Here is an 8,979-nt window from a genome sequence, read left to right on the forward strand (position 1 = left end):
TGCGTGAGCGGATACCCTACGGTTTTCCGCGATTCGGAGCCGACCGTGCCCGGGTTCAAGCCGCAGACTGAATTGGTCCTCTCTGACGAGCAGCGGGCCGAACTGACCCGGCTGACCCGCCGGCGGAAGACGCCCCGGGGCTTGGCTCTGCGGGCGACGATCGTCCTGGCCTGCGCCGACGAGCCGTCGATCAGCGCCGCCGCGAAGACCGCCGGCGTGACGTGGCCGACCGCCAAGGCGTGGCGGGAGCGATTCATCGAACGCGGCGTCGACGGCCTCTGCGACGAGCCCCGCAGCGGGGCCCCGCGCTCGATCGGCGACGACCGGATCGAGGAGGTCGTGCGAACGACGCTGGAGGAGACGCCCCCGAACGCCACGCACTGGAGCACGCGGAGCTTGGCCAAGCGGCTGGGCCTCAGCCAGAGCGCCGTCTCCCGGATCTGGCGGGCCTTCGGGTTGCAGCCGCATCGCAGCGAAACCTTCAAGCTGTCGACCGACCCGTACTTCGTCGACAAGGTTCGGGACGTGGTCGGCTTGTACATGAGCCCGCCGGCGAACGCGATCGTGTTCTGCGTGGACGAGAAGAGCCAGTGTCAGGCCCTCGACCGTTCCCAGCCCGTGCTGCCGATGACGCCCGGCCGGCCCGAGCGGCGCACCCACGACTATTTCCGCCACGGCACGACCAGCCTGTTCGCGGCGTTGAACGTGAAGACCGGGGAGGTCTTCGGCCGCTGCCGGAGGCGGCACCGGGCGCAGGACTTCCTGTCGTTCCTCCGCCAACTCGACGCCTTCGCGGAGCGGGCGCCGGGGACCGAGATCCACCTGGTGCTCGACAACTACGCCACGCACAAGACGCCGGCGGTGAAGCGGTGGTTCGCCCGGCGGCCTCACTACCGCCTGCACTTCACGCCGACCGGAGCCTCATGGCTGAATCAAGTCGAGCGGTTCTTCGCGGAGATCACGAACAAGCGGCTGCGGCGGGGCGTGTTCCGCAGCGTGCCGCAGTTGGAGCGGGCGATCCGCGACTACGTCGACGGCCATAACGCGGACGCCAAGCCGTTCGTCTGGACCGCCGACGCCGACTTGATCCTCCGGCGGGTCGAATCCGTCTGTGAAGAAACTTCCAACTCAGGACACTAGAGCCTGTTGTTGACTTTCGCCCTACAGGAGTCGCGAATGGGGCATGAACACGCCACGGAAAGGCTATCCCAGCGACGTGACGGACGCGGAGTGGGAGTTTCTCACGCCGTACCTGACGTTGATGCGGGAGGACGCCCCGCAACGACTTCACCCGTCCCGGAAGCTGTTCGACGCGCTGCGGTACGTCGTCAAAACCGGCTGCGTCTGGCGGTACCTGCCGAACGACTTTCCCCCGTGGGAGGCGGTCTACCAGCAGGCCCGCCGCTGGCAGACCGCCGGCGTCTTCGAGGCGATCGCCCACGATTTGCGGATCGTCGAGCGGTTGCTGAAGGACCGCCGGGAGAATCCGACCGCCACGATCTTCGACGCCCGCACCCTGCAGTCCACGCCCGAGAGCGGCGCCAGGGCGGGCTACGACGGGGCCAAAAAGAGGAACGGCTCCAAGGTCCACGCCGCGGTCGACACGCTGGGCAACCTGTTGGCGTTGACGATCACCGCCGCCAGCGAACAGGAGCGGGCGCAGGTCGCCGAACTGGCCCGGCGGGTTCAGGAGGCGACCGGCGGGACGGTGGAGCTGGCTTGGGCCGACCAAGGCTACACCGGGCCGGACGCGGCGGACGCCGCCGCCGAGGAGGGGATCGAACTGGAGATCGTCAAGCACGACGGGGCGAAGAAGGGGTTCGTGCTGCTGCCGCGGCGGTGGGTGGTGGAGCGGACCTTCGGCTGGCTGGGCCGCTCCCGACGGCTGGCCCGGGACTACGAACGACTGGCGGAGACGCTCGCCGGCTACCACTGGGTCGCCTTCCTCGGCCTCCTGCTCGGACGAATTATCCGACAGAGTTCATAACAGGCTCTACGCCCGTCCCGCTGCCGCCGAGCGTCTGGCTGGCTGGACGGCAGGCGGTTCGGGACCGCGTCGAACGGTTTTTGCAGAGCGGGCCGGAGTCGTTGGCCGCGGAGGTCGGGGCGACCGGGGACGGGTTCGAGGTCCTCTGCGCCGCCGTGCACGAGGCCGGCGTGGGGGACCGGGCCCTCGTGCTGCCGACGCCCGCGGCGTGGACCTCCGTCTCCCGGGCGGAGGCGCCGCTCGTTCTGCTGCCGCGGCCCGGGGTGCGACCTGCCCCGGAGTTCGTTCGGCGGGCCGTGCGGGCCGGGCACCACGTCCTCCGGGCCGCGGTGGAGTTCGTCCGACCGGACCTCAACGCCCTGCCGGTCCCCCGTGCCCGCCGCTACCGGTTGGCGGCGGCCTTGGAGGAGGCCGGGATGGACGCCCTGGAGGCTCAGAAGGCGGCGGAGCGGTGCGGCGGCAGCCTCACGGCCCTCCGCTTCCTGACGTCCGACGAGCCCGACGAGGGCCGCCCCGACTGGGCGGACGACCCGGCGGCGGTCGCCGCCCTGTGGCTCGGCGGGTGGGTCGAGGGGTTCCCCGGGGACCGGGCCGCCGCGGACGATCTCGCCGCCGCCTGCGGGGGAGACCCGCGAGACGCGGCCGCGGCGGCCGCCCTGACCCGGGCGTCCGGCGGCGACGCCGGCGACCCGCTGCTACTCTCGGTCGGCGGCCACCGGCGGGTCCTGTCCAAGATGCTCGGCTGGCTGCACCTGGCCCCGCGGACGACTGCGGGGCTCGATGCGTTCCTCGACCACGCCGCGGCGGCGTTCGCCGGGGCGGGCGTCGCGGACCGCCCCGGCCCGCTGGTCGTCGTCGGCCCACTGGAGTTCATGCCGCCGAAGGTCGGGTACTCGGCCCTGTTCGTCGAGCAGGCGGCCGACACGCTCGCGTTCCTGGCCGCCGAGGGCGAACGGACGCGGCTGCCGTTCGCGGACCGGCTGCCCCGACTGATCGACGACGTCGTGCGGGAGGCCCTGGCGCCCGGAAATTGGGAGCGGTGGGCCGGCCTCGGCGGCGCCCTCCCGCTGCTGGCGGAGGCGGCCCCGAAGGCGTTCCTCGACGCCGTCGAGCGGGACCTCGACGCCGAACCGTCGGCCGTTGCCGGGCTGTTCGAGAACACGGGCGGCGGGGGACTGTCCGGGCGTTGCGAGTTTGCCGACCTAATGTGGGCCTTCGAGGCACTCGCGTGGCGGCCGGAACACCTGCCCCGCGTCGTCCGGTTGCTGGCCCGCCTCGCCCCGCTGAAGGAGCGGTCGGAAGCGAACTGGGGGAACGGTCCCCTCCGCTCGCTGAGCATGATTCTCTGCGGAGGGCGCCCGCACACTGCCGCCAAGCCCGCGGCCCGGCTGCGGGCGATTCACAGTCTCGCTAAAGCGGACGGGCCGGGAACATGGGCGGCCCTCCTAGCACTGTTCGGACGTAAGGCTCCCGGTGGTCCCAGTCACGCCCCCGCGTGGCGCGATTGGGCGGTGTCGGACTCGGAGCGGCGGCCGACGTGGGACGACGTCGCGGACCAACAGGGTCTCGTCGCCGACGAGCTGCTGCGACTCGCCGGCCGCGACCCCGGCCGGCTGCTGGAAATGGTGGAGGACTTGTACCGACTCCCGGAGGACCGGCTGCCGGTCCTCGCCGCTCGGCTGCGGGAGACGGCCGGGGAGGCCGCGGACGACGACCGGGCGCGGCTGGCCGACGAACTCCGCGAACGGCTCTCCGTCTCCGCCCGCGACGACGGCGGAGACCACCTCGGGGCTAATCGACAGGTGCTGAGCGACGCGCTCGCGGCCTTGGCGCCGGCCGACCCCGCCGCCCGTCACGCGTGGCTGTTCGGGCACTCCTTCAAGACCTTTTACCGAGCCGATCGGGATCACGACGCGGCCCGGACGGCCCAGGCGGTGGCGGAAGACGCAGCCTTGGACGAGGTGATCGCGGCAGGCGGAGGCTGCCTGGGACGACTCATCGAGATGTCCGCACAGCCGAACGCCGTGGGAAACGCGCTCGCCCGCCGGCCGGACGCCGCCGGCTACGACGCCGCCTTGCTGGCCGACCTCGGCTCCGACGTTCCGGCTCGACGCCAGTTCGCGGCGGCGTTCGCGTACTGGTGGTTCCGTCGTGCCGGCTGGCCGTGGGCGGACGGCTTGAACCCCGCCGCGTGGCCGGATGCCGCCCGCCTGGGGCTGGCCCTCGCCCTGCCCGCGGGCCTCGAGACGTTCGACCGGGCGGAGGACTGGGGCGTCGAAGAGGGCTACTGGAACGCCCTCCCGTCCTACGGGTTGCCGACCGAGCAGGACGTGGCGGACCGGGCCGTCCCGCGACTGCTCGCCGTCGGCCGCCCGGGCGACGCGTTGAAGTACGTCGCGCACGCGAAAGACCTACAGTTCGAGCCGGATTTGCTGGCGGAGATTCTCCTACAGACCGCCGCACGCGGGGCCGAAAGCGGAGACGGATATTACGTCGCCAAGGTGCTCGTCCGGCTGCGGGACGCCGGGGCGGACGCCGACCGCCTCGCCAGGTTCCAGTTTCGATTCCTCCCGCTGCTGGAACGGGACGTCGAGCGGGTGCAGGAACTGCTGGACGCCGTCGTCTCGGACGCCGGCTTCCTGACGCAATTGATCGCCGTCCTTTCCCCACGCCGCGGCGGCGAGCCTCACCCGGCAGTCGACGACCGCCGCGACGGGGAGGATACGGCACTTCCGAAACAGCTGATCCCCCGAGCCGTTCGACTCCTGTATGAATACAGGGACGTGGGACAGCCCTGCCCGGGATTCCCCGCGGGGCGGGCGGACAGCAACCTTCTTCGCGGCTGGATTACAGAGGTTCGCCGTCTCGCCGCGAAGTACGGTCGCACGCGGGCGGCCGAAAAAGTCCTCGGACGGCTGCTCGCCCGTAGCCCCGACGGAGAAGACGACGCGTGGCCGCACGGGCTCGTCCGCGACGTGCTGGAAGAGCAGTCGGACCCGGACGAAGACCCGCTGCTCCTCGGTTTTCAGGAAGGGCACCGAGACCGACACGGCATGACCTGCCACATGCCGGACGCCGGCGGGGCCCAGGAGGCCGCGCTGGCGGACCGACACCGAAATTGGGCGAATCAGCTCGACGCCGCACACCCCGTCGTCGCCGCCGTGCTGAGGAGGCTGGCGGACGTCTACGCCCGCGCCGCCCGGCGGGAAGACGCCGATGTTGATTGGGAGTTCTAGCCCCGCCCCCGAGACCGCGCTTGCTGTCGAAGGTGCCGCCCCGAGCAGATCGAACGGCAAGACCGAGGCGGTCAGTTACTGCCCAAACATTCTCGCTCACGCTCCTGTCGTCCGCCGCGGGTCGCTGCGTACAAACAGTTGATGACGTTGCGATGTCCGCCCGAACGCCGTCTGTTGTTCAGGAAAGCCTCGTCACCTTGAGACACGGCTGGGACGCCTACCCAGTCACGGCGGCCGAAAACGCCACCGCCGTGAAAGTCGTGCGACCGACAGCGTGTTCTATCGATGAACTCTGATGTCCGCGGCGGGCCCAGGGTTTCAGTCGAGTTCCGGTCACCTGAGAGGGCTGTCCGCCCGTCGCCAGACAAGGCGGGCCCTGCGGCCGGAGCCGCAGCACCTCGCCACCGCCAAAGCGTCTTTTTCGGCGACCTGCATCGAAGGTACGCGATCCCCTGTGGAGAGGCCCCCGCTCTTGTCGACTGGCGCCGGCTCCGTCGCCCGCAGATAGTTTCAGTCACCTGATAGCGGTGTACCCGCCGCTGGAGCCGAACGGCTTCCCCACCGTCCACGACGAAGTTCCTTCCGTCGCGATGCCTACCCTCACGGTCGTCCCGGAGCGAGGCGGTCTCCCGTTTCGGTTCGATCCGACTCTCACAAATGCAGTGCGACTCAACCGTCCGGAAGCCGCGGGCCCTGAAGAGAACGCGCCGTGGCTCTTCAGTTGGGGAGGCGATTGGCGACTGCTGGTAAATCGGCCCCGAGATCTTCCGTCGAGCGAAATAGCTCCGTTCGATCGCACTGCAGCTCTCTCCTTCGCCGGCCTGCGGGTGCGACCGCTCGCCTACACCGCCGCGGAGCCAGGGTCCGTGCCGGGAGTATTCATTACGAAAACGCGAGCGCAGAATATCGTCTCGCTCCTCGGACTCGCCGACTACCCCCCGAATAGATACGACGACCTTCCTCTCTGTTATCTTCCTCCCGACCTCGCGGACGCGCGCCTGTACCCGGTCATCGACCCAGCATTACCGCCGCCGCGACAGCATAAGAATTTTAAACACCCGGTGTTATTCGGGCGCTGGATCGGTCCTCCTCCGAGCACCGAATCCAGGTTACCCAACTACCCGGAATGCGAATTCGCCGCGGAGTTCGCGGACCGCTTCGTTCTAAGAAAGAGTTGGATCCGACAGAGGAGGTCCGAACGGTTCGGGCATCCCGACGAGGATCACTGCCCTGAGTTCCGGCGTCACGACCGGGGCATCGACCTGTATCACGACCCCGACGTCGACCGGTGGGTCCTCGTCCGCGGGCCGGACGCGGGCTGGCCGCAGACATTCTGGGACCTCGCGAAGGAGAAGATTCTTCCCGTCAAGGAATATGGAATCGATGCGATGCCGAAGAATCGGTTTCGAGAGTATACGCCCGAAATGGCCGTTCAGATTCTCCGCGCGGCCGGTAATCCGATGCCGGATCGGGTCACACCGGACGTCTGGTGCCGGGACGATCCGGCTGAATCGAGTTCAGGACCGACACGTCCCGGTTCCGACGCCGCGCGCGGTACGCCGGCGTCCGTTCTCGGTGATCCGACCGACAGCGGAGAACGCGGCGAGGAGAATCTCGTGGCCCCGGGCGCTCCGCCTCCCGGCGCGGACCCGAGTTCGAACGAACCTAATACAATCGGACGATCCGAGAAAGTCGTTCTATATCGAGATCGACCGCTACGGCCGCTTGTTGATTCGGTCGAGCGGAGTCTTACCGAACCGCAATGGCACGTCGTGAAGGCGTTAGTAGACGCCTACCCGAAAGGACTGACAAAAAAAGAACTCATCGATAAAAGTGGGCGCGGGGGTGCGATAATCATCTTAGAGACACTATTGAGAAAACCCGGTTGGGAAGACGTGATCGTCCGCCCGGGGGGGCCTAATAAGGGCGGGTACCGGATTCGATGACGCTCCGGTGGCCGGGCTCGGCCAGGCTGACGTCGGAGGTCCGGTGCATCAAAGTTAGACATTCGGTGCATCAGAGTTAGACACTCGGTGCACCGACTTAAGACGTGACAGCCTCGTGAAATTCGGCACTCTGGAATGCTCCCGACCGCGACCGGAGGCAAGCTATGCCCGACACCACAAGACCGTCCGAATCGACAAGTCCCTGCCCGCTCTTCGAGCCGGCCGATAGTCTGCTGAACTCGCTGGACGACACGCTCACCCTCCCCGAGGTGGCGGACCGCCTGAACGTGCACAGCGCCACCGCCTACCGCTGGACGAGGCACGGGGTGGGCGGGGTGAAGCTCCGCTACCTCCAAGTCGGCGGTCGGCAGCGGCGCGTGACGAAGGCGGACCTCGCCGCGTTTATCGAGGAATTGACCCGCCGGAGCTGCGACGCGGTCGTACAGCAGCCGCGGCCCGCTAGGGCTCCCGCGAACGTCGAGGCCGCGACCGGCGACGACCGCACGCTGGCCGCCGACGGCTGGTAGCGCGGCTTAAGGCCATCAGCGGCCTTCATCTCGCCGGTCGGACTTACCGCCCGGTTCGTTCTCTTCTGCCCGCGTTCCGCTCGTGCGGAAACCGCCCCCGGGGTTTGGCCCCCGGGGACGGCGGTCGGGCACGCCGTCTCACCGGCAACACCCTTCACGACAAACACACGATACCCAATGTCCCGCCCCCGGTCTGCGCCCCAAGACGAGCCCCCCCACGACCGCTCCGCCGAGCAGGCGATCCTCGCGACGTTCATGCAGGACCCCGACAGCCTCGACGACCCGCGATGCAAGTTGACGGAAGAAGACTTTTCCTCGGATCGGAATAAGCTGATCTACTGCGCGGTGAGAGCCCTACACGCTCGCGGCGGTGCGGTCGACCTGGTGACGGTCGCCGACGAGATGGCTCGCGCTCAGACCCTCGCCGACGCGGGCGGGCTGTTCTACCTCGACGAGGTGGTCGCGTCCGTCCCGAACCTCGGCCGCGGCCCCGACTACGCGGCGATCGTCCGCCGGTACGCCCTCAAACGGCACCTGCGCTGGCGGCTCGGGGAGCTGTCGAACGCGGGGGCGGACGACGCGGACCTCGTGACCGAGGCCGCCGCGGCGGTGAAGGCGCAGTTCCCGCCGTTGGAGAGCGGCGGCGACTGGGGCGGGCTCGTCGTCCGCACGCTCGCCGACGTGACGCCCTCTTTCGTGGAGTGGCTGTGGGAGGAGCGGATCGCCCTCGGCAAGATCACCCTCTTCGCGGGCCTGCCGGGACTGGGCAAGTCGTTCCTCACGGTCGACCTCGCCGCCCGCACGTCCGTCAGCCGCCCGTGGCCGGACGGCCGCGGCGCCCCGCCCCCCGGCGACGTCGTGATCCTCAACGCCGAGGACGACGCGGGCGACACGATCCGGCCCCGGCTCGACGCGGCCGGCGGCGACCCGAAGCGGGTCCACGTCCTGGAGGCGGTGCGGGGCCCGGACGGCAAGGAGCGGGGCTTCGACCTCGCGGCGGACCTGGACCGCCTGCGGACGATGCTGCGGAAGTTGCCGGCCCCGAAGCTGGTGATCGTCGACCCGGTCAACGCCTACCTCGGCCGGGCCGACTCGCACAAAGAGGCGGACGTCCGCGGCGTGCTGGAGCCCCTCAGACGCCTCGCCGAAGAGTTCGGCGTCGCCGTGGTGTTGGTGTCCCACCTCAACAAAGGGTCGGGGGCCGGGGCGATGGGCCGCGTGACCGGCAGTCTCGCCTTCGTGGGCGCGGCGCGGGCGGCGTGGCTGATCTCCGACGACCCCGC

The 8,979-nt window shown here is 69.5% G+C and carries 6 protein-coding genes; all 6 read left to right on the forward strand.

What is annotated here, in order from left to right:
- The first annotated feature begins 45 nt into the window (after positions 1 to 45).
- On the forward strand, positions 46 to 1,140 hold the full coding sequence (locus ACG2DA_RS11440; RefSeq protein ID WP_395255793.1) for an IS630 family transposase: 1,095 nt from the start codon (positions 46 to 48) through the stop codon (positions 1,138 to 1,140).
- 43 nt (positions 1,141 to 1,183) lie between these two features.
- Positions 1,184 to 1,987, forward strand: coding sequence for an IS5 family transposase (locus tag ACG2DA_RS11445; protein ID WP_395255794.1), 804 nt, complete (start codon positions 1,184 to 1,186; stop codon positions 1,985 to 1,987).
- Positions 1,988 to 2,067: 80 nt separating this feature from the next.
- The gene (locus ACG2DA_RS11450) at positions 2,068 to 5,223 is read left to right on the forward strand and encodes a hypothetical protein (RefSeq protein ID WP_395255795.1); all 3,156 of its coding nucleotides are present in this window, start codon (positions 2,068 to 2,070) and stop codon (positions 5,221 to 5,223) included.
- Positions 5,224 to 5,750: 527 nt separating this feature from the next.
- Positions 5,751 to 7,169, forward strand: coding sequence for a hypothetical protein (locus ACG2DA_RS11455; protein ID WP_395255796.1), 1,419 nt, complete (start codon positions 5,751 to 5,753; stop codon positions 7,167 to 7,169).
- Between the two features lie 164 nt (positions 7,170 to 7,333).
- On the forward strand, positions 7,334 to 7,696 hold the full coding sequence (locus ACG2DA_RS11460; RefSeq protein WP_395255797.1) for a helix-turn-helix domain-containing protein: 363 nt from the start codon (positions 7,334 to 7,336) through the stop codon (positions 7,694 to 7,696).
- A 177-nt stretch (positions 7,697 to 7,873) separates the two neighbouring features.
- A partial coding sequence (locus ACG2DA_RS11465) for an AAA family ATPase (protein WP_395255798.1) occupies positions 7,874 to 8,979 on the forward strand: 1,106 nt, incomplete at its 3' end.

Source organism: Alienimonas sp. DA493 (assembly GCF_043951915.1).
Classification (GTDB): domain Bacteria; phylum Planctomycetota; class Planctomycetia; order Planctomycetales; family Planctomycetaceae; genus Alienimonas.

Excerpts from the sequence above, each read along its gene's own strand:
- ACG2DA_RS11445 (WP_395255794.1), top strand. The coding sequence starts at position 1,184 with ATGAACACGCCACGGAAAGGCTATCCCAGCGACGTGACGGACGCGGAG.
- ACG2DA_RS11460 (WP_395255797.1), top strand. The coding sequence starts at position 7,334 with ATGCCCGACACCACAAGACCGTCCGAATCGACAAGTCCCTGCCCGCTC.